The organism is Williamsia sp. z71 (genome assembly GCF_059553375.1).
Genome location: NZ_JCANWX010000004.1, coordinates 66,247 through 87,004, shown reverse-complemented (window position 1 = coordinate 87,004; position 20,758 = coordinate 66,247). Strand labels below are relative to the sequence as shown.

The following is a 20,758-nucleotide window of genomic DNA, read 5'->3' as shown; positions in this document are numbered from 1 at the left end:
TTCTCCTTGTGGTGAAGACGGGTGGCGAGACCGGGACGCCGGTGTCAGGTCAGGACGGCTGTTTGCATACGGGTGGCGATACGGCGATGTTCGCGCAACATCTCGGGAAGGGCGGCGAAGACCGGTTGTCCCTCGTCGACAACGACTTTGCCGTTCACGACGGTTGTCCAGGCGCGGGCGGGACCGCAGCGGAGCAGTGCCTCAACGGGATCGGACAGTGCGCCGGCCAGGGATACCGGGTCGAGGTGCCAGGCGACCAGGTCGGCGACAGAGCCCACCGTCAGCCGTCCCAGTTCGTCGTCCCACCCCAGGCACCGTGCCGAGCCGACGGTGGCGATGTCGAGGGCGTCGCGGGCCGTCATCGCAGTCGGCCCGCCGGCGAACCTGGCCAGCAGCAGCGCTGTTCGCGCTTCCAGCCACATCGAGGCGTGGTCTGTGGAGGCCGATCCGTCACAACCGAGACCGACGGCCATGCCGTGCTCGCGAAGCGTCTGGACCCTGGCGGTGCCGCCGCCGATCAACATGTTGGAACTCGGGCAGTGGGCCACACCGACGCCTGCCGTGGCGAGTCGTCGGGCCTCGACGTCGCTCGGGAAGATGAAGTGCGCCACCCACGATCGGGGTCCGGCCCAGCCCACATCCTCGAAGTGCTCGACCGGTGTACGGCCGTACTTCTCTAGGCAGAAGGTGTGCTCATCGGTGTCCTCGGCGAGGTGCGTATGCATGCGGACGTCGTGTTTCTCGGCCAGCTCGGCGGTCGCACGCATGAGCGTGTCGTCGACGGAGAAGGGGGAGCACGGCGCGAGGCCGATCCTGATCATCGCGCCGGGTTTCGGATCGTGGTACCGCGTGACCAGGCGTTCGGAGTCCTCGAGGATCGCCGCAGTGGTCTGCGTGACGCTGTCCGGCGGAAGTCCACCGTCCTTGACGGACAACGACATCGAACCACGCGTCGGATAGAACCGGAAGCCGATGTCTTCGGCTGCGCGGATCTGGGCGTCGATCAGATTCGGACGTGGATGCACGTAGAGGTGGTCGGTGGAGGTGGTGCAACCGCCGAGCAGCAGCTCGGTGAGCCCGATGTACGTCGACACGTACACCGCTTCTTCGTCGAGCATCGACCAGATGGGATAGAGACCGGTCAGCCAGTCGAACAGGGATCCGTTCACCACCGGACCGTAGGAGCGAGTCAGATTCTGATAGATGTGATGGTGGGTGTTGATCAGGCCGGGAGTCACCAATCGACCGCCGAGAGAGCGGGTTTCGGTTGCTTCTGGCTCAGTGCCGGCGGATCCGAAGGCGGCTACCCGGCCGTCCGACACCGCCAGCCAGGCATCAGGCAGTTCGTTACCCGGCTCCAGCATGAGATGTCCGATATCACGAAAAAGCAGGTCGTACATTCAATCCTCCAGTGGGCCAGACAACTTTCGTCTGTGATGGCCCTCGCGCCCACCACTGGAGGTGAAATGTCCTCTTCTGGAGGGGAGCTCCAGATCGTGTCCGGCAAGCCGGGCGGACTGTCCCGGCTCGATCGCTCTCCGCCGGTAGTTCCTGAAGTTACGGTTGCCGTTTGTCTGGGACGAAACGGCGATGTTAACGCTGCGTAACCGGTCACCGCCGCCGAGCGTGCCGAACCGACCGTCGAGCGTGCCGAACCGACCGTCGAGCGTGCCAAAGATGCACAGCCTCATGCAATTTCGGCACGTTCGGCGGTGATTAGGGCACGCTCGGCGGTGATTTCGGCACGCTCGGCGGTTACCAGACCCCGGGGGGACGGAATTGCACACTCACGCGAGGGCCGACGCCGGTGGTCTTCGGTACGGCGTGCTGCCAGGTGCGCTGGCAGCTGCCGCCCATCACCAGCAGGTCGCCGTGGCCGAGTGTGAACTTCAGGGACGCGCCGCCGCCGACGGGCCGCAACAACAGCGCGCGGGGAGAGCCCAGCGAGAGGATCGCAACCATGGTGTCCTCTGACTTGCCTCGGCCGATGGTGTCACCGTGCCAGGCGACGCTGTCGTTGCCGCTGCGGTACAGACACAGGCCGGCCGAGGCGAATCCCTCCGGCAACTCTGCGCGGTAATGGTCGGTGAGGGTGTCGCGGCACGTGCCGAGCATCGGATGTGGTCCGTTTCCGGCGTCGGGGTACTGGCAGACCAGGCGGGGGACATCGAGGACGCGGTCATACATCTGCCGCCGTTCGGCGCGCCACCGCACGTCGGTGTGCAGGCAATCGAAGAGGTCGTCGGCGCCGCTGACCCAGGCCGGACGCAGATCGACCCAGGCGCCGTCCGCGAGTTCTCGCCGGATCACGTTTCCGGATAGCGGGTTCAGGGTGGGGGTGGAGGTGTCGCTCAGGTCCTCGAACAGCGACACCTGTCGTCCGGGGCTCATGGGTCGACTCTACCGCGATTAGAACATATGTACGACAAAATTCCGTATCCGGTATGCTGGAACGCAGTTTATTTACGAACCCATTACCATCTGCGTCTGTCAGGCGCGGTGGAATCGACCCGCATAACCGCAGAAAGAGCCATGGCCAGCGCACCGCGCACAGATAGACCCCTAGCCATTGACCGTACGGCCGAAGCGGGGTCGACTCCGCGTTGACGCTCGTGTCCATCGCTCTCGGCATCCTCGTTGTACTTCTCATCTCCGCGCTCACCGGCTATTTCGTTGCCCAAGAGTTCGCATACATGTCCGTGGACCGCTCGCGACTCAAGGCGCGTGCGGAGGCCGGCGACAGCGGCGCGGCCCGCGCGCTCGCCGTCACGCGGCGCACATCGTTCATGCTCTCCGGAGCACAGCTCGGCATCACCGTCACCGGCCTGCTCGTCGGTTACGTCGCCGAACCCCTCATCGGCGAGGGCGTCGGTGAACTGCTCGGTGGCGTGGGCATCCCGACCGCTGTCGGTATCGCGATCGGCGCGATCATCGCCGTCGCCTTCTCGACGCTGGTGCAGATGCTGTTCGGTGAACTGTTCCCGAAGAACCTCGCCATTGCCCGCCCGGAACCGGTCGCACGGTGGCTGGCCATATCGACCACGTGGTACCTCCGCTTGTTCGGTTGGCTGATCTGGCTGTTCGACCAATCGTCGAACCTGCTTCTGCGCGCTTTGCGGATCGAGCCGGTGCACGACGTCGAACACTCGGCGACCGCACGCGACCTCGAACACATCGTCGCGAACTCCCGCGATGCCGGCGAATTGCCTGCCGAGTTGTCGACGTTGCTCGACCGGATTCTCGACTTCCCGACGCGGACAGCCGAACACGCGATGATCCCGCGGTCCCGGGTCGGCACGGTGCACGCAGACCTGCCCGTGTCCGACGTGGTGGAACTGATGGGTACCGGCCATACCCGGTACCCGGTGATCGGTGAGACCTCGGACGACCTGTTGGGTGTGATCCACCTGCACGATCTGCTCGAGGACTCGACAACCGGCACCGCCCTGACGCGTTCACGCCCGGCCGTGGTCGTGCCGACCACGCTGCCGTTACCGCAGGTCCTGGCCCACCTGACCGAAGAATCCGATGCGATGGCACTGGTCGTCGACGAATACGGTGGATTCTCCGGGGTCATCACCGTCGAGGACATCGCCGAAGAACTGGTCGGTGAGATCGCCGACGAGCACGACCCCGAGGGTGGGGCGATCGTGGCGGGCAATGCCCAGGACGGTTGGACGATGCCCGGTGACCTGCACGTGGACGAGGTGGAGCGGATCGTCGGGTACAGCCTGCCCGAAGGTGATTTCGAGACACTGGCAGGCGCGGTTGTCGCGCAATATGCCGGACTTCCCGAGGTCGGGGAACGGATCGAGATCGAGCTGCAGCCCGACCCGGCCGACCTGGTCAATGACGAGGATGCGCCGGTACGCAAACTGATCGCCGAAGTGACATCAATCGAATCGCATGTGCCCGCAACACTCTTCGTGACGTTGACGGTGACGAAGGGAGTCGACGATGAGTAACCCCTGGGTCATCGTGGCCATCACGGTGGCGCTGATCGCCGCGTCGGCATTTTTTGTCGCGGTGGAGTTCGCGCTGATCGCCGCCCGACGGCATCGGCTCGAGGACGCGGCACCGGACAGTCGGGCGGCGCGGGCAGCGTTGCGCAGCGCGTCCGAACTGTCGGTCCTGCTGGCCGGCTCACAGCTGGGCATCACCGTCTGCACCCTGGCGTTGGGTGCGGTGACCAAACCGGCTGTGCACCATTGGCTCACCCCGATGTTCGACAGCTGGGGCGCCCCGCTGTGGCTCGCCGATGTGCTGGGCTTCGTTCTCGCCCTGGTCATCGTGACCTTCCTGCATCTCGTGGTGGGGGAGATGGCCCCGAAATCGTGGGCGATCGCGCATCCCGAGAAGTCCGCAACCATGCTGGCGTTGCCGATGCGCGGATTCATGTGGCTCACGCGGCCGCTGCTGCTCACCCTCAACAGGATGGCGAACTGGCTGCTGGTCAAGGTCGGTGTGACGCCGGTGGATCAGGTTGACACCGGACAGGATTCTGACGCGCTGCGGCACCTGGTGGAGCATTCGGCGACTGTCGGCACGCTCGACGAGCGGTACCACGGCCAACTGGCGGTGGCACTGGAACTCGAGAATCTGACCGTCGGCGAGTTGGTGAACCGGGGCGTGGCACCGAGTTCCATCGACGTCGACGCAACCGCTGCCGACATCCGGGCGGCCGGATACACCTCCGGACACCTGCGGTTGCTGGTCAGCGGCAATGCCGGAATCGAAGGCGTGGTGCACGTTCGGGACAGCCTGACCGTGCCGCCGACCACCACGGCCGGCGAGTTGATGCGTCCGGTGCTGACGCTGGCCGCGGCAACGCCGGTCTACGAGGCGCTGCAGACCATGCGGGAAACCCGCGGGCATCTGGCCGTGGTGACCGACGGGGCGCAGGCCTGTGGCCTGTTGACCATGAACGATGTGGTCCAGAAACTGCTGCCGACGTCAGGTGTCACCGCCGGGGCCTGACCTACGGAGCCGTCACGAGCAGGGTGCGGCCGAGGCCGGCGCGAGATTCGATCGTCGTGTGGGCCGCCGCGGCATCGGCGAGCGGAAAGGTCTGTCCGACATGGACCTTCAGTTCGCCGTCCGCGGCCATCCGCACCGCCCGGTGTGGCAACCCTTGCCAGTCGAGGGACGGATCGATGGTGAGTTGACGCAGCGACGTCGCGGTCACATCGGTCGTGGTGTTCTGGACGTCTGCGAACGTTCCTGCCGCCGAACCGTATCCAAGAAACCGTCCGCCGGGCCGCAGGGTGGCTGCGGCGATGGCGCCGAGCGATCCGCCGACCCCGTCGAACACCACGTCGACGCCGTCTCCGCCGGTGACTTCGCGGACCTGCTCCGGCCAGCTGTCGGAGTCGTAACGTACCGCGGCTGTTGCGCCGAGGGCAGTGGACAATTGTGCTTTTGGCGCACTGCTCACACCGGCGATCACCTCTGCACCCGCGTTCCGGGACAGCTGGGTCAACAGGGTTCCCAGTCCGCCGGCCGCGCCGGTGATCAGTACCCGATCGCCGGGAGTGACCCCGGCGGTGTCAAATGCCGCCAGGGCTGTGCGCCCGTCATGAACCAGGGCGGTGGCGTCCTCGATGGCGAGCTCGTCGGGGATCGGTACGACCAGATCGGCGCGGGCGAGCGTGAACTCGGCATAACCGCCGATCGGTAGGCCGCCGACAACTCCGCTCGCGGCGGTCTTGCTGATCACCCGTAGGCCGAGCAACGATCGGTCCCGGTCGTCTGCCACCTCGACGATGGTGCCGCCGACCCCGCCGCCGGGTGTATAGGGAAGCGGCATCTTGAAGTGGTCGGTACTCCATCCGCTGCGAAGGCGGGCATCGAGGAACATCACATCCGCGGCAGCGACCTCGACCAGGACTTGCCCGGTCGTGGGGGAGGGGACCGGTGCGTGGCCGAGGTGAAGCACCCGTGGGTCACCGAACTCCCGAACTTCGATTGCGCGCATTGTCGTTCGGCCGGTCGTATCGGTTGGGTCCATGTATCGGACCGTAGAACTTCAAGCGCGCATGAAGTCAACCGCGTGGGGCGCCGCGGCCTGTGTGTCGGCGTTCAGGCCAGGGCGCGCAACCGCTCTGCAGCCTGCTCGATCACGTTGTCGCGCTTGGCAAAAGCAAACCTGACCAGGTGGCTCCACTGGTCTTGATGGTCGACGAAGGCGCTGACCGGTACCGCCGCGACACCGATCCGTTCGGGTAGGTCGCGGCAGAAGGCGGCGCCGTCGTGATAGCCCAGCGGCCGGGGATCGGCACAGACGAAGTAGGTGCCCTCGCTGCGGTGCACCTCGAAACCGACATCGGTCAGTGCACCGGTGATGAGGTCGCGGCTGCGCTGCAGGCGGGCCGCGGACCGGCGAACCCACTCCATCTCGGTGTTCAGTGCGCAGGCCACTGCCGGCTGGAACGGTCCGCTGCCGACGTAACTCATGAACTGTTTGGCGGTCCGGGCCGCGGCGACGAGCTCGGCCGGACCACTGATCCAGCCGACCTTCCAACCGGTGCAGTTGAACGTCTTACCGGCCGAGCTGACCCGCAGCGTCCGCTCCCTCATCCCCGGCAGCGTGGCCAGCGGTGTGTGGGTCCGGTTGTCGAACACCAGGTGCTCGTAGACCTCGTCGGTCAGCGCCACGACGTCGTTGTCGATGCAGGCGTCGGCGATGGCCTGCAGGTCATCGTCGGAAAGGACCGTGCCGGTGGGGTTGTGCGGTGAGTTGATGATCACCAGCGCGGTGTCGGCGGTGATCGCGCGGCGCAGTGCGTCACGGTCGAGGGTGAAGCCGTCGCCGTCGGGAACCAGTGGGACGGTGACGCGGTTGGCCCCGGCCATCGCGGTGGCGGCGGCATAACAGTCGTAATACGGCTCGATCATCACCACGTCGGCACCTGGTTCGACCAGACCGACAACCGCACCGGTGATCGCCTCGGTGGCGCCGACCGTGATCAGGACCTCGCTGTCGGGATCGTAGTGCAGGCCATAGTGGTCGAGCTGGTGCCGGGCGACCGCCGCCCGCAGCGCCGGGATCCCGGCGCCGGGTGGGTATTGGTTGTGCCCGGTCGCGATCGCGTCCTGGGCGACCATGAGCATGGTTTCCGGGCCGTCGGTGTCCGGGAAGCCCTGCCCGAGGTTGATGGCATCGTGCTGGGCGGCCAACTGGGACATCTCGGCGAAGATGGTCGACGAGAAGGGTTGTAGCCGCTTGACGGTCCGCATCTGTGGTGGCCTCCTGGGACGAAAGTTGCTCGCGTTCTCCAACGCTACTCCGGGCGCACCGCCGGAGATCCGCTCCACCTCCGTCCCGCCCTCGTCAGCGGTTAGGCTCAGATCCTCAGCATTTTCGGTCATCGGAAGGTGTCGCGTGTCAGATCAAGGTCCCTATCCCGGCGCGCCGGGAGCCAGTGGTCCGGGTGGGAACGACCCCTACGGCGAGCAGAATCCCTATGGCCGGCAATACCCAGCGCCGGCACCGGGCCATGGTCCCGCGCCCGGCCCGGCCTATCCGCCGCCCGCGTTCCCCGGTCAGCCGTACCCGCTGCCCGGTCCGGCCGATCCGCAGTTCGGTCAGCAGTATCCGCAGCAGCCCGGTGCCGGGCAGTACGGCGCGGTCCCGCAATACGGCGCGGTCCCGCAATACGGCGGGAGTCCGTACGGCAATCACCAGCCACCGCCGCCTCGTAAGAAGCGCACGGTGTGGGTGGTGCTCGCCGTGGTGGCCGCTGTTCTGGTCGCCGGGGCCATCGCGGTGGTGGCGCTGGCAGCTGTCCTCGCCGACGACATCGATGACGTCCGGGCCGGCGACTGTGTGACCGTGACCGGCGCCAACTCGGACGCCGACTTCGACATCATCGACTGCGGCACCACATCGCCGCTGAACTTCATCGTCGCCGAGAAGCTCGATTCGCGCACCGAATCATGTGGTGGAGAGCAGTATTCGGAACTGACGCAGACCGGTGAGGACGAAACGAAACTCTGCCTGGTGCCCAACTTCCGGGAAGGCAACTGCTACGAGGTCCCCGTCGCCTCACTGACCGGGATGAAAGAGGTGCCCTGTGAGGTCGGGAGCAGCCAGATCAACACGGTGGTCAAGGTGCTCGCCAGGGTCGACTCGACCACCGTCCCCGGGTGTGCGGGCGCGATAACGTTCGACCGGCCCAAGCCGCTCGGATTCTGCTTGGGCAGTCCTGCCGGGTGATCAGCCGATGGCCGGGCCGAGCAGGTCGTCGGCGTCGGTGATCCGGTAGGCGTAACCCTGCTCGGCGAGGAAGCGCTGCCGGTGGGCCGCATAATCGGCGTCGACGGTGTCGCGGGAGACCACGGAGTAGAAATGGGCCTGTCCACCATCGGCTTTCGGCCGTAGCAGGCGACCGAGGCGCTGGGCCTCTTCCTGCCGGGACCCGAATGTTCCCGAGACCTGGACGGCGACGGAGGCCTCGGGCAGGTCGATGGAGAAGTTGGCCACCTTCGAGACAACCAGCGTCTGGATCTCACCGGTGCGGAACCTGGCGAACAGTTCCTCGCGCTCCTTGTTCTTGGTCGATCCCTTGATGACCGGGGCGTCGAGCGCCTCGCCGAGTTCGTCGAGCTGGTCGAGGTAGGCGCCGATGATCAGGGTCTGGGAGCCCTTGTGCTGCTCCAGGATCGACTTCACGACGTTGATCTTGGTGTGCGCGGTGGAGCAGAGCTTGTACTTCTCTTCGGGTTCGGCCACCGCGTACTCGAGGCGTTCGTTGTCGGTCAGGGTCACCCGCACCTCGATGCACTCGGCAGGTGCGATCCAGCCCTGTGCCTCGATGTCTTTCCACGGTGCGTCGTAGCGCTTGGGGCCGATCAGGCTGAACACATCGCCTTCGCGGCCGTCCTCGCGGACGAGCGTGGCGGTCAGGCCGAGCCGGCGACGTGACTGCAGATCGGCGGTCATCCGGAACACCGGAGCGGGCAGCAGGTGGACCTCGTCATAGATGATCAGGCCCCAGTCCCGGGAATCGAAGAGATCGAGGTTGCGGTATTCGCCCTTCGATTTGCGGGTCATCACCTGATAGGTCGCGATGGTGACCGGCCGGATCTCTTTGCGTTCGCCGGAGTACTCGCCGATCTCTTCCTCGGTGAGCGAGGTCCGCGCGATCAGCTCGCGCTTCCACTGCCGTCCGGCGACGGTGTTGGTGACCATGATCAGTGTGGTCGCCTGAGCCTTGGCCATGGCGGCTGCGCCGACCATCGTCTTGCCGGCGCCACACGGCAGGACCACCACTCCGGAACCACCGGCCCAGAACGAATCGGCAGCCAACTGCTGGTAGTCGCGCAGCTCCCAGCCGTTCTCGTCGAGCGAAATGGCGTGGGCCTCGCCGTCGACGTATCCGGCGAGGTCTTCGGCCGGCCAGCCGACCTTGAGCAATACCTGCTTGAGCCGTCCGCGCTCGGACGGATGCACGATGACGGTGTCGTCGTCGACGCGTTCGCCGAGCATGGGAGCGATCTTCTTGTTGCGCATGATCTCGACGAGGACCGCGCGATCGAAGCTCACCAGGGTCAGTCCGTGGACCGGGCTCTTGACCAGTTGCAGCCGTCCGAAGCGCCCCATGGTGTCGACGACATCCATGAGCAGGGGCTGCGGCACGGCGTAGCGCGAGAAGCTGACCAGCGCATCCACCACCTGTTCGGCGTCGTGGCCGGCCGCCCGGGCGTTCCACAGCGCCAGCGGTGTCACCCGGTAGGTGTGCACGTGTTCGGGGGCGCGCTCGAGCTCTGCGAACGGCGCGATGGCGGCGCGCGCTTCGGCAGCTCGGGGATGGTCGACCTCGAGAAGCAGGGTCTTGTCGGATTGCACGATCAGGGGTCCGTCGGTCACAAGGATCCATTGTCCTGGGAAGTGCGCGTTTGTGCCACGTAGGGGTGACGTGGCTCTCTCTGCGGGGTCGGCGGTCAGTCGACCATTTCGACCGTGGTGATGCGGTGCAGGGAGAACCGGTGCTCCTCGTCGTTGCCGGGTTCGGTGGCGATCACCTGGCCGGCACCGATCAACCGGGGGACCACCACATGACGGCTGGCGAAGCCCTCCGCGTTGACGTAGCCGAGGCGGACGGTGCTCTTCGAGTTCAGTGCCTTCTGCAGCAGGGTGGCGGCCGGTAGGCCGCCGCCGGTCACCGACGAACCGCCCTTGCCCGGCCGGACCAGCGTTGCCGAGTTGGCCGCATCCTGCGAGCGCATGTGGGAGACCACGGCGCCGAGTCGATCCCGGCTGGGCAACGACAGCGACGGTTTGCGCGAACCCTGACGTTCGCGCGGCGTCGGAAGCCGAGCCCCCCGGAACCGCAGGTCCACGAGTTCACCCGTCGCGTCCTCGCCGGCCGGGGCGAACCCCGCCGCCCGAAGTTGATCGAGCACGCCGATCAAAGGTTCGGACGTCACCGCGACGGTCGGGGCCAGCGCACGCAGCGAGAGCTCCTCGGCGACCGGCGAGCTGAGCACCGCGGCCAGTGTGGTCGGATCCTCACATCGGATGAACGTGCTGGCGACACCGACGCGGAGCTGTCCGTGTTTGCGTGCGACGTCATCGATCAGATAGGAGATCGACTGCGGCACCGGAGTTTTCGAATGGGAGGTGAAGAAGGTGATCAACTCGGTGCCGGTGCGCCCGGCGTCGAGTGCGCGGCGGACGGACGCTTCGGAGACCCGGTACACCGATGCGGCGCCGCCGGATTCGAGATCCGCGACGAGACTGAGGTCGGCGACGAGCTCGGGTGTCAGTGGTCCGGGTGCGGTGATCGTCTGATCCGCCTGGGCCAGGAAGAAGTCGATCGGCGCCGGAATGGACCGCGCCATCGCGGCGAGCGTCTGCGACTCGATGTCCTCGGCCGTGCCCGCAGCGACGATCTCCCGGCCCGCGGACGTCAGCGCGCCGTGGGCGACCAGACCCAAGGCCTGTGCCTCCGAGAGAGTCTCGGCGATTGTCGTCTGTGACAACCGACGTATCCAGCGAGGATGACGCCAGGTGATCTGTCGCGCGACCGATGTGGGATCGACCGCGGCACCCGGTTTCGCCTCGGCCAGCGCTTGGAGGATCAGCATCCGTTCGGCACGGGCGGCACCCTCCGCGATCGAGCCGACCAGCGCGCCGATGATCGTGCCCTCGGGCGTCCGGTCACCGATCTGCCACGGGCGACGGTGTAGGTCGATCCACGCCGACGCAATCGAGAACCAGCGCCGTTCGGTGCTCTGGTGCATCCAGCTGTCGGCGGATGTCGTTGGTGCCCAAGACGGTTCCAGGCCGTCGGACATGTCGGGCTCTGGGAATCCGGAATCGATCAGTCGCAGCCCGGCCAGCACCTCGAGCACCAACCCCATGCGCTTTTCGTCCACGCCGACCACCTTGGTCAGGCGGCGGATCTCGCGGACGCCCATCCCGCCGGCCCGCAGGACCGTGGCCGGCTGTGCACCGAGAGCCTCCAGCGCGTCCGTGCTGTGCCGCAAGAATTCCATGGCTTCACCCGCGGCGGCCGCGTCCACCTCGCCGAGACCGATCTTGCGTCCGCCGCCGCCGGTCAGTTCCGGTGGGCGCAGACTCTTGGGTTCGGCCGGATCCTCGCCGCGCAACAGTTGCCCGACCACCACCGGCAGTTCGACGGTCTGGTCGTCCACCACCACGAGCAGGTCCTGGTGGACCAGTTGTGGGACCGGCCGGTCGGAGTCGGGGCCGAGTGCGGCGTCCCGGGTGCGACCGAGGCCGGGGCCGGTGGACAGCGTGGTCAACAGTTCGCGTTCACGCTCGCCGACGGCATCGATCTTCTTCCGGATCTCCTCGAGGTCCAGCAGGTTGATCGGCGCGGTCGCCAGCGGCGAGCGCCAGGGCCACGCGGCCGGCATATGCGGTCCGGTCTGCAGGGCTTCGGGCGGACCCCAGATCAGCGCCAACGCGATGAGTGAATCGATGCGGGCGTTGATCGCGGCCGGATCCGCACGATCCGCGAGGGCTTCGACGATGGCGGTGGCGGCGACGGGTCCGCCGCCGGATTCCCGTCGCAATGTGCTCAGGGTTTCGAGGACGGCCACTGCGAGCAGGTCCAGATCTTCGCCGGATCGATTGATCGAGGCCGCCGACAACGCGCGCTGGGCGAGGATCGCAACACCCGGCGGAGGTGGGCTTGCCAGGTCGGGCCGCGCCTGCAACAGATCAAGCAGTTGTTCGTCGCTGCGCGAGGCGAGGTCGTCGGCCAGGCTGATTGGCTGGTCGGGGCTCATCCAGTAGATGATATGCGCGCCGCTCATGGCACAATGACCGCCGTGGCTGAAAAGAAGAAGTATGTGGACAATGGTTGGCCCGAGGTCGCCGACGGCGAGCACGCCGTCAGCGAATTCACGTCGGATCGTTCCGGATCGCTGTCACCGTTCGGCGACATCACCTTTCCGCTGGATCCGAGCGATCTTCCATACCTCCATCCCCGCACCACGGTCAATCGCTGATCGGTGGATCCCTCATCGGATTCGGGGCGCCTGACTCATCTCGATGAGTCCGGGGCAGCGAAGATGGTCGATGTCGGAGGCAAGCCCGCCACCACCCGAAAGGCTGTGGCCACGGGCACTTTTGTGACCACCGCCGAAGTGATCGGGTTGCTGTCGTCGGGCGGGCTGCCCAAGGGCGATGCGTTGGCGACGGCCCGGATCGCCGGGATCATGGCGGCCAAGAAGACCCCGGAACTGATCCCGCTCTGTCACCAGGTCGCGCTCAGTTCCGTCGGCGTCGACTTCGAACTCGGCCAGAGCACCATCGGGGTGCGCGCCACGGCCGTCACCACCGATCGCACCGGCGTCGAGATGGAAGCGCTGACCGCTGTTGCCGTCACCGGCCTGACCCTGCACGACATGGTCAAAGGGGTCGACCCCCGCGCACAGATGACCGACATCGGTCTTGCCGAGAAGACCGGTGGCAAGAAAGGTCATTGGAAGCGCGACGATGACTGAGTCCGGTTCACCGGGAGATGATCACGCCACGCCGCGTACCGCGGCGATCGTGGTGGCCTCCACCCGGGCTGCGACCGGCGTGTACCCGGACCGTTGCGGGCCGATCATCGCCGCGTGGCTCGGCGAGCGCGGTTACGCGGTCGGACAGCCACAGGTCGTCCCGGATGGTGACCCGGTGGGCGAGGCCCTGCGCGGTGCTGTTGCCGCCGGTGTCGCCCTCATCATCACCACCGGGGGAACCGGGCTCACCCCCACCGACCACACACCGGAACAGACCGCAGCCGTGATCGACCGCGCCATACCCGGTCTGGCCGACGCCATTCGGCGCAGCGGTCTGCCGAAGGTGCCCACCGCGGTCCTCTCGCGTGGCATCGTCGGTACTGCCGGGCGCACACTGATCGTCAACCTCCCGGGCTCGAGCGGAGGCGTGCGGGACGGACTCGAGGTTCTCGAGCCGGTTCTGCACCATGCGATCGACCAGATCAACGGAGGTGATCACTGATGGCAGCTGTGGTGGCGCTGGCCGCCGTGACCACCGAGCCGTTGTCGACCGCCGTGCACGAACAACTCGCCGGTGATGCCGCCGACGGCACAGCCGGGGCCATCGTGAGTTTTGTTGGTGCAGTGCGCAATCATGACGGCGGCCGGGACGTGACGGCGCTGAACTACAGTGCCCATCCGACCGCCGCCGACGTGGTGGCAAAGGTCGTCGCCGAGGTCGCCGCCGCCGCGGAAGGTGTCCGGGCCGTTGCGGTGTCGCATCGGGTCGGCAACCTCGCCATCGGCGACGCCGCACTGGTGGTCGCCGTGGCCGCCGATCATCGGCAGGCAGCGTTTGCCACGTGCGCGCTGCTGGTCGACGAGGTCAAAGCCCAGCTGCCGGTGTGGAAACACCAGATCTTCGCCGACGGCACCGACGAGTGGGTCGGTTCGGCCTGAGGGTCCTCGGGCTTTCCCGATACCCCGGAATATGACAATCGGCGCGACGGTGAGATATTCACCGCCGCGCCGATCATTTGTCTCTGTTGGCTACTTCGCGGCAGCTTCCACGATCTTCGGGGTCATCTGATCGACGGCCCATTCGAGGCTGTTCGCCGACGGGAACGCCAGGGCGGCCGGGACGGAGTCGGTCTTCGGGATCGTCACCACGGCACCACGTTTGACGGCGGGCAGGTTGTTCCACAGCTGCTGATCGCTGAGCAGGCTCATCTGGTCCGAGGTGTCCGGGAACACGATCAGCACATCGGAGTCGAGCTTCTCCAGGCTTTCGTAGCTGACCTGGGTCCGGCCGTTGGTGCACGGGACACTCTGCGCGTAGTCGGACAGCACCATGCCGAACTCCTTCATGACGCGGCCCAGGTTGTCGTCGGCCGAGCACAGGATGTAGACGTCGGATGCGGACGGCGTGATGAGGACGTTGAACGTCTTGCCCTTGAGCTGCGGGTTGGCCGCTGCGGCGTCGGCGAGCGTCGAATCCGCCGAGGCGATGACCTCTTCACCTTTGGCCTCCAGGCCAAGGGCTTTCGCGACCTTACGGGTCGAGTCCTGCCAGGAATCGCCGTTCGCCTGGGTCGTGTACGACACGATCGGTGCGACGTCCACCAGGGCGGCATTCGTCTGATCGACCAGCCCGTAGAACGCGGTGCCCACCATGACGTCGGGTTCGAGGGCCAGAATCGCTTCGAGAGTGGACGACTGGGCGGTGCTCAGATCCAACTTGGGTGTCCCGGCCGGATACTTGCCCTGCGCCCAGGGGAACAGTCCGGTGCCGTTGGTCGTCGAGTCGGTCTGTGCACTGGTGGGTATGGCGATCGGGGTCACGCCGAGTGAGAGCACGATGTCTGCGTCGGTCGGACTCAGCGCCAGGACCCGCTCGGGCTTCGATTCGATGGTGACGTCACCGAACGCACCGCCCACGGTGACCGGGAAGCCCGATGCGGACTCCGAGGAGGCCGCGGTTGCCGTGGCCTTCCTGGCATCGTTCGTCTGGTTGCCATCGCTGTCGGACCCGCAGGCCGCCAGCAGCGGAAGGAGTATCGTACCCGCGGCGACAACGCCGATCAGGCGGCTACGCCACTGCGTGTTCTCAAACCGTCGCTCCGACGCCATTCTTGTTTTCCTGTCGCTCAACGTGTTTCCATGAATACCTTAAGGAAGGCTCACCTTACCACTGGCGAATTCGGTGGCGAATACGTCCGTAGCGGCCGCAACACCACCGCTCCGCAGAGTGCGATGACGAGCAGGATGCCGCTGTAGACCGTGACCGCGCTCGATGCCGCCATGAAGCTGCCGACGGCACCGGCCAGCAGGGCGCCGACCGACATGCCTGCGACTTCCTGTGCAGCCCACAGGCTGTTGACGCGGCCGAGCAGCCGGGCCGGGGTATTGGTCTGGATGAGGTTGTAACGCAGTACTTCCTGGATGGTTGTCACCGCGCCGACGGCGATCAGCAGAGGTGCGGCGATCAGGACGGTGGTGGCGGGGCCGACCGCGCCCTGGAGGACAAACCCGATGACCAGTGCAATCAGCAGCACCCAACCGGGCCTGCGCAGGTAGGACAGCCAACCGCTGGTGAACGACGCGATCACCGCGCCGATCGCACCGGCGGCGTAGAGCAGTCCGGTGGTCCGTGGATCCCCGGAGAATTGCTCGTCGACAAATGCCGGGATCAACGAGAGCAGTCCGCCGCCGAGCATCGCGATCACACCGACCGCGATGACGCCGCCGACCAGGCGGTCACGGCGCAGGAACTGCACGGCGGATTCGCCGGCGGGGGCAGCTGTGCCCTCGACGGGTTCCGGCGGCTCGTGGGTCGGCGCCGGAAGGCGGGGGAGCCCGGACAAGATGATGATCGTGACCACCGTGCCGATGGTGGTGATCCAGTAGTTCCACGACACCGACCAGGTCGCCACGATGAGACCGGCCAACAGCGGGGACAGCACGGCGCCGAGCCGGACCGTCAGGGCGTTGAGGGCGCCGACTCCGATCATCTGGTCGGACGGGATCAGGCTGGGGATCACCGACAGCAATGCGGCAACGCTGATCGATCCGAAGGCCCCGTTGAGCACCGCCAGCACCGCGATCGCGGTGACCGACGGCGACGGGAGGATCGCGTTGATGCCGAGCCCGACAAATGTCAGGCCCGCGATGGACCGGGAGAGCAGGATCAGGGTTCGGCGATCGAATCGGTCGGCGAGTACACCGCCCGCGAGCATGCCGCCGATCGTGGCGAGGCCGCTCAGCGCTGACACCAGGCCGACCACGAACGTCGATCCGCTGAGGTCGTATGTCTGGATCGGCACGGACACCGTCAGCATCCCGATCCCGAGCAAGGAGATCGTCCGTGCGATGAAGATCCGACGGAAGTTCACGCTCTCCCGCAGCGGTCGAAGATCGAGGAAGACCCGGCGTTTGTCGGTCGTTCGTTCCGCAGTCACAGATCAGTACCTCTCGGGTGGCACGCACCGAAAAGGCCGAGTCGGTGGTCCAGTGGTCATCGATGAATCATGTTTGGCTACCCTAAGGCGATCAGATCGTATCGCAGTGGTCCGTGCCACAACCCAATCGAAGGGGCCGCACAGTCGTGAGCACCGAACGACACGTCCATCCGCGGCGGACCTCGCTACCGATCGTGTTGCGACATCTGCACGTTGTCCGGGTGGCCGATGTGACCCCGCACATGCGGCGCGTGACCCTCGGCGGTGAACAGCTCGGTGCGTTCTCCGCAGGCGGCTACGACCTCACGCCGTTCGCGACGCACAATCCGGACGACTACGTGAAGCTCTTCTTCTCGGACCCGGAGTCGAACGTGCTGACACTTCCCGAGCAGGACGACGGTCACCTCGACTGGCCGAAGCGTCCGGCGCCGACCTCGCGGTCGTACACGGTTCGCAGCTTCGACGCGGCCGCCGGCGAGCTGGACATCGACTTCGTGCTGCACGGTCACGGCGTTGCCGGTGAGTGGGCCCGCACGGTGCGTCCGGGCGACAGTATTCATCTCGCGGGACCGAAGGTGACCACCACACCGCCGGTGGGCGCGCCCTGGTGGATCTTGGCCGGCGACGAAACCGCGTTGCCGGCGATTGCGCACTATCTCGATGCCCCGCCGGCCGGTACACCGGTTCACGCGTTCGCCGTGGTCCCCGATGCTGCCGATGAGCAGTCCGACATCGACGGGATCACCTGGTTGAGACGCCGCGACGACGTCACCGACGGTCAACAGCTGGCCGCGGCCATCAACTCTCTGGTGCTTCCCGGCGGTGAGGGCTGGATGTGGATTGCCGGCGAGGCCGGGACCGTCCGCGAGCTCCGCGCAGTGGCGAAGTCGCTGGGTGTCGGCAAGACGATGCTCGACGCGAGCGGTTACTGGCGCCGGCCGGTCACCGGCGGAGTTCTCGAGCGGGTCCGCACGCTGCGAGCCCAGGCGACGGAAACCCTGGTGTCCCGACTGTAAGCAGGGGCGAACCAGATCCCGATTGACTGCATATGCCATGGTCAGGCTAACCTAAGATCCGGTTGTCCTCTCGGGAAAGAGAAGTAGCATCGTGCAGTTCCGTCAGCAGGTTCTGCGCACGTCCAGTGCTTCGGAGAACGTCCTCCTGGCGCAGGCGCTCGCTCCGGGGAATCCAACGTTTGTCGTTGGGCAGTTCTTGTGGATGAGCGGCCCGCTCGAGGTCGAGCGGTTGGTGCGCGCAACGGATTCCACATTTGCCGTCCTCGACGTGGCGACGGCCCGGTTCACGGTTGATGCCGATGGTGCGGTGATGACCCTCGGCCATCGGGCGCCCCCTACCGAGGTCGTGGATCTCACCGCGGAGCAGTCACCGGAATCGGCCGCACGGGACTGGGCGCGGCGTCGGCATTCGGTGGCCATCGATCCGGCGACGCAGCCCTGCGTGCGGGCGACCGTACTCATCCTGGGCACGCACACCCACGTTCTTCACCTGGCCGCCCATCACGCGGCGCTCGACGCCTTCGGTATCGCGCTCCTGATGCGTAGGGTCTCCGCAGCGTACGACGGCGCCGAACCGCTCGTGACCTCCATCGGCGACGTGGTCGATGACGACGCGCGGTATCGCGCGAGCGAGCAGTTCGACATCGATCGAGAGTTCTGGGCGCAGGAAGTGGCCGGGTCGGATCCGGCTCCCTCGCTTGCGCATCCGGATGCCGGTCCGGCCGCCATCGCGGCATCGGTGCGAACCGAGCGGGTCATGGTGGCGCCGCAGACGGTCGATGCAATGAACAGTTCGGGCTCGGGCGCTGGCACCTGGATCGACGCACTGGCGGCAGGTGTTGCCGGTTTCGTGGGCCGCGTGACCGATCGCGAGGACGTGATCCTGGGATTCCCGATGATGGCGCGGATGGGCACGCCCGCGACCCGGGTGCCGACGACGTCGGTGAATGTTGTTCCGCTGCGGATACATACCGCTCGTGCAAGCACCGCCGGCGACGTCATGGAGTCGTTTGCGCAGACCAGGTCGCGGATCGGTGCACATGCCAGATACCGCGGAGAGGACATCGCGCGGACGGTGAGGTCGGGCGGATCCTCGCCGATCGTCGGGCCGTCCATCAATATCAAACCGTTCGGTGACCGGATCCGCTTTGCCGGACTGGACGCATCTGTGGAATCCCTTGCCCGCGGCCCGGTGACCGATCTGAGCATCACCGCGCAACGCATCGAACGGACCGGTGCGGTGGAGTTGTGTATCGACGCCGACACCGAGCGGTACACCGAATCCGAACTCGCGGCGGTGGGTGCGCGTCTGGTCGCGTTCATCGACCGATTCTTCGCGCCCGGACCGCAGGGCCGTCTCGGCCGGATCCCGGTCCCGACGCCGAGTGAGGTCGACGCGCTGCCCACCGCCGGGCGCAGAGTCACGTTCGATCCGAATGACGCTGTACTGCAGCTGATCCGACGCGCCGCGCAGCGCACGCCGGATGGCATCGCGATCATCTCGGGTGACGATGTGATGCGCTACGGCGAGCTGGTGCAGGCCACCGACCGCTTGGCCGATCGCCTGCGGCAGCAGGGCGTCGGTCCCGGTGACACGGTTGCCATCCTGTTGCCCCGGACGCCGACGCTTGTTGTCGCCCTGCTGGCGACATTGGCCGCGGGTGCGGCATACGTCCCGCTCGATCCGCGCTTCCCGGCCGACCGGGTGGAATACATGCTCGGGCACAGTGATCCGCGGACCATCCTCACCACGACGGACTGCGCGGAGGTCCTGTCCGATCGGCAGCGTGCGCGCACGCTCATCCTCGATGCGACGCGCGGCGAGGTTCGCCCGGATCCGACCGGGTCCGGGCGACGGTCGGGTACCCCCCGGACACCCGATTCGGTGGCCTACGTGATCTATACGTCGGGTTCCACCGGATTGCCCAAAGGGGTCGCCATCAGCGACCGGGCGATGGCAAACCTGGTCCGCGACATGAGTGATCGATTCGGATTCGGCCCGCATACCGTCATGCTGGCGGTCACCACGATCTCGTTCGACATCGCGGTGCTCGAATTGTTCTCACCCCTGATCTCGGGTGGTTCGGTGGTACTGGCGGGCAACGCCGAGATCCAGGATCCGCAGGCCCTCGCGGATCGGATCCGGTCGGGTGGTGTGAATGTCATGCAGGCGACGCCGGCGCTGTGGGCCGGGTTGCTCACGCTCGGTCCGGCTCTGAACCTGCATGGCGTCGATGTTCTGGTGGGCGGCGAACCGTTGCCCGAATCGGTTGCCGAAGAACTCGGTGCCGGCGCCAGAACGGTCTGGAACATGTACGGCCCCACGGAGACGACTGTGTGGTCGACGGTGGCCGCGGTGAGCTCCGGCGCCGACATCACCATCGGCAGGCCTATCGCCAATACCCGCTCCTACGTCCTGGACAGAGCGCTGCAACCGGTCCCGGTTGGCGCGATCGGGGAGCTCTATCTCGCCGGTGACGGTGTCGCAACGGGATACTTCGGGCAGGTCGATCTGACGGCGGCCCGATTCGTTGCCGATCCGTATCAGCAGGGATGCCGGATGTACCGCACCGGTGATCTCGCACGATGGGGGGCCGATGGTCGGCTCGCCTGTCTCGGACGCACCGATGATCAGGTCAAGGTCCGTGGATTCCGGGTCGAGCTCGGTGATGTGGAAACCGCGGTTGCCGCGATGGCCGGTGTGGATCGATGTGTCGCCAGGGTGATTCCGGGCGCCACCGGCGGGCAGTTGGTGGCGTACATCCGCGTGGTTGCCGGCGCGACGGTCGACCGGGCGAAGATACGCGATGACCTGCGACTGACACTGCCCGAATACATGATCCCGGCAGCGGTACTCGAAGTGACCGGGTTCCCGCAGACGCCCAACGGCAAGCTCGATCGTAAGGCGTTGCCTGCACCGGACTTCTCGTCGATGGTCACCGATTCCAGAGAACCCGAGAACGAAATCGAGTCAGCACTGTGTGCTGTCTTCGCACAGGTGCTCGGTGTGGCGCAGGTGGGCGTCGAGGATGATTTCTTCGGCCTCGGTGGTGACAGCATCACCGCGGTCCGGGTGGTCGGCGCGGCTGCCCGGGTGGGACTGAAGCTGACGGCGGCACACGTGTTCGAATCGAGAACCGTTGCGGTACTGGCACCGCTGGCCACACCGGTGACGCCTCCGACGCCGGTATCGGCTCCTCCGCAGGCCCACCCGCGGCAGCGGGTGGCACCTGACACTGCAGTGTTCACCGGGCTCTCTCAAGAAGAGCTCGACGAGTTCGAAGGCGAAGGCAACCTACTGTGACGACCGGCTCGCGACCCGCTACA

Annotated in this window: 17 protein-coding genes; 9 read left to right on the top strand and 8 right to left on the bottom strand. The window is 66.5% G+C overall.

All coding sequences use genetic code 11. From position 1 onward, the window contains the following. Positions 1–44: 44 nt before the first annotated feature. Positions 45–1,400 (bottom strand): 8-oxoguanine deaminase, encoded by a 1,356-nt coding sequence (locus AC51GR_RS11075; RefSeq protein WP_496324695.1) that lies wholly within the window; start codon positions 1,398–1,400, stop codon positions 45–47. Between the two features lie 355 nt (positions 1,401–1,755). Next, a complete protein-coding gene (locus AC51GR_RS11070; RefSeq protein ID WP_496324694.1) occupies positions 1,756–2,391 on the bottom strand; it encodes an alpha-ketoglutarate-dependent dioxygenase AlkB in 636 nt (211 codons plus the stop codon). Positions 2,392–2,603: 212 nt separating this feature from the next. Here AC51GR_RS11070 and AC51GR_RS11065 point away from each other — a divergent pair, with 212 nt between their 5' ends. Both AC51GR_RS11065 and AC51GR_RS11060 read left to right on the top strand, forming a co-directional pair. Continuing rightward, positions 2,604–3,965, top strand: a complete 1,362-nt coding sequence (locus AC51GR_RS11065; RefSeq protein ID WP_496324693.1) for a hemolysin family protein — start codon at positions 2,604–2,606, stop codon at positions 3,963–3,965. Continuing rightward, complete coding sequence (locus AC51GR_RS11060) at positions 3,958–4,977, top strand: hemolysin family protein (protein ID WP_496324692.1); 1,020 nt, start codon at positions 3,958–3,960, stop codon at positions 4,975–4,977. The genes AC51GR_RS11065 and AC51GR_RS11060 overlap by 8 nt, the downstream gene beginning before the upstream one ends. Position 4,978: 1 nt before the next feature. Here AC51GR_RS11060 and AC51GR_RS11055 read toward each other — a convergent pair whose 3' ends face one another. Beyond that, positions 4,979–6,007, bottom strand: coding sequence for a zinc-binding dehydrogenase (locus AC51GR_RS11055; protein ID WP_496324691.1), 1,029 nt, complete (start codon positions 6,005–6,007; stop codon positions 4,979–4,981). Positions 6,008–6,078: 71 nt separating this feature from the next. Next, on the bottom strand, positions 6,079–7,236 hold the full coding sequence (locus AC51GR_RS11050; protein ID WP_496325050.1) for a pyridoxal phosphate-dependent aminotransferase: 1,158 nt from the start codon (positions 7,234–7,236) through the stop codon (positions 6,079–6,081). Positions 7,237–7,381: 145 nt separating this feature from the next. On the opposite strand from AC51GR_RS11050, the gene AC51GR_RS11045 reads away from it, so the two are divergent. Continuing rightward, complete coding sequence (locus tag AC51GR_RS11045; protein WP_496324690.1) at positions 7,382–8,215, top strand: LppU/SCO3897 family protein; 834 nt, start codon at positions 7,382–7,384, stop codon at positions 8,213–8,215. Here AC51GR_RS11045 and AC51GR_RS11040 read toward each other — a convergent pair whose 3' ends face one another. Continuing rightward, on the bottom strand, positions 8,216–9,868 hold the full coding sequence (locus AC51GR_RS11040) for a DNA repair helicase XPB (protein WP_496324689.1): 1,653 nt from the start codon (positions 9,866–9,868) through the stop codon (positions 8,216–8,218). 74 nt (positions 9,869–9,942) lie between these two features. Further along, positions 9,943–12,285 carry a helicase-associated domain-containing protein gene (locus tag AC51GR_RS11035; RefSeq protein WP_496324688.1) on the bottom strand — a complete coding sequence of 781 codons (2,343 nt, stop codon included), beginning with the start codon at positions 12,283–12,285 and terminating at the stop codon, positions 9,943–9,945. A 6-nt stretch (positions 12,286–12,291) separates the two neighbouring features. Here AC51GR_RS11035 and AC51GR_RS11030 point away from each other — a divergent pair, with 6 nt between their 5' ends. Genes AC51GR_RS11030 through AC51GR_RS11015 form a run of 4 tightly spaced genes read left to right on the top strand, consistent with a single transcriptional unit; the run spans position 12,292 to position 13,917 of the window. Beyond that, complete coding sequence (locus AC51GR_RS11030) at positions 12,292–12,480, top strand: hypothetical protein (protein WP_496325049.1); 189 nt, start codon at positions 12,292–12,294, stop codon at positions 12,478–12,480. Positions 12,481–12,483: 3 nt separating this feature from the next. Further along, the gene (gene moaC, locus AC51GR_RS11025; RefSeq protein WP_496324687.1) at positions 12,484–12,978 is read left to right on the top strand and encodes a cyclic pyranopterin monophosphate synthase MoaC; all 495 of its coding nucleotides are present in this window, start codon (positions 12,484–12,486) and stop codon (positions 12,976–12,978) included. After that, positions 12,971–13,480, top strand: a complete 510-nt coding sequence (locus tag AC51GR_RS11020) for a MogA/MoaB family molybdenum cofactor biosynthesis protein (protein ID WP_496324686.1) — start codon at positions 12,971–12,973, stop codon at positions 13,478–13,480. The genes moaC and AC51GR_RS11020 overlap by 8 nt, the downstream gene beginning before the upstream one ends. Then, positions 13,480–13,917: a molybdenum cofactor biosynthesis protein MoaE gene (locus tag AC51GR_RS11015; protein WP_496324685.1), complete on the top strand. Its 438-nt coding sequence runs from the start codon at positions 13,480–13,482 to the stop codon at positions 13,915–13,917. Before AC51GR_RS11020 ends, AC51GR_RS11015 begins: the two co-directional genes overlap by 1 nt. 90 nt (positions 13,918–14,007) lie before the next feature. Here the strand turns inward: AC51GR_RS11015 and AC51GR_RS11010 are convergent, their stop codons facing one another. Together AC51GR_RS11010 and entS are read right to left on the bottom strand one after the other, a co-directional pair. Next, on the bottom strand, positions 14,008–15,087 hold the full coding sequence (locus AC51GR_RS11010) for an iron-siderophore ABC transporter substrate-binding protein (RefSeq protein WP_496324684.1): 1,080 nt from the start codon (positions 15,085–15,087) through the stop codon (positions 14,008–14,010). 50 nt (positions 15,088–15,137) lie between these two features. Beyond that, a complete protein-coding gene (gene entS, locus AC51GR_RS11005) occupies positions 15,138–16,415 on the bottom strand; it encodes an enterobactin transporter EntS (protein WP_496324683.1) in 1,278 nt (425 codons plus the stop codon). Between the two features lie 146 nt (positions 16,416–16,561). Between entS and AC51GR_RS11000 the strand changes: the two genes are divergently transcribed. Beyond that, on the top strand, positions 16,562–17,431 hold the full coding sequence (locus AC51GR_RS11000; protein ID WP_496324682.1) for a siderophore-interacting protein: 870 nt from the start codon (positions 16,562–16,564) through the stop codon (positions 17,429–17,431). 91 nt (positions 17,432–17,522) lie between these two features. Next, complete coding sequence (locus tag AC51GR_RS10995) at positions 17,523–20,735, top strand: amino acid adenylation domain-containing protein (protein ID WP_496324681.1); 3,213 nt, start codon at positions 17,523–17,525, stop codon at positions 20,733–20,735. The last annotated feature ends 23 nt before the right edge of the window (positions 20,736–20,758 follow it).

Coding starts and splice junctions, on each gene's coding strand:
- AC51GR_RS11075 (WP_496324695.1), bottom strand. CDS start 1,400: ATGTACGACCTGCTTTTTCGTGATATCGGACATCTCATGCTGGAGCCG.
- AC51GR_RS11070 (WP_496324694.1), bottom strand. CDS start 2,391: ATGAGCCCCGGACGACAGGTGTCGCTGTTCGAGGACCTGAGCGACACC.
- AC51GR_RS11060 (WP_496324692.1), top strand. CDS start 3,958: ATGAGTAACCCCTGGGTCATCGTGGCCATCACGGTGGCGCTGATCGCC.
- AC51GR_RS11055 (WP_496324691.1), bottom strand. CDS start 6,007: ATGGACCCAACCGATACGACCGGCCGAACGACAATGCGCGCAATCGAA.
- AC51GR_RS11050 (WP_496325050.1), bottom strand. CDS start 7,236: ATGCGGACCGTCAAGCGGCTACAACCCTTCTCGTCGACCATCTTCGCC.
- AC51GR_RS11035 (WP_496324688.1), bottom strand. CDS start 12,285: ATGAGCGGCGCGCATATCATCTACTGGATGAGCCCCGACCAGCCAATC.
- AC51GR_RS11030 (WP_496325049.1), top strand. CDS start 12,292: ATGACCGCCGTGGCTGAAAAGAAGAAGTATGTGGACAATGGTTGGCCC.
- AC51GR_RS11020 (WP_496324686.1), top strand. CDS start 12,971: ATGACTGAGTCCGGTTCACCGGGAGATGATCACGCCACGCCGCGTACC.
- AC51GR_RS11015 (WP_496324685.1), top strand. CDS start 13,480: ATGGCAGCTGTGGTGGCGCTGGCCGCCGTGACCACCGAGCCGTTGTCG.
- AC51GR_RS11010 (WP_496324684.1), bottom strand. CDS start 15,087: ATGGCGTCGGAGCGACGGTTTGAGAACACGCAGTGGCGTAGCCGCCTG.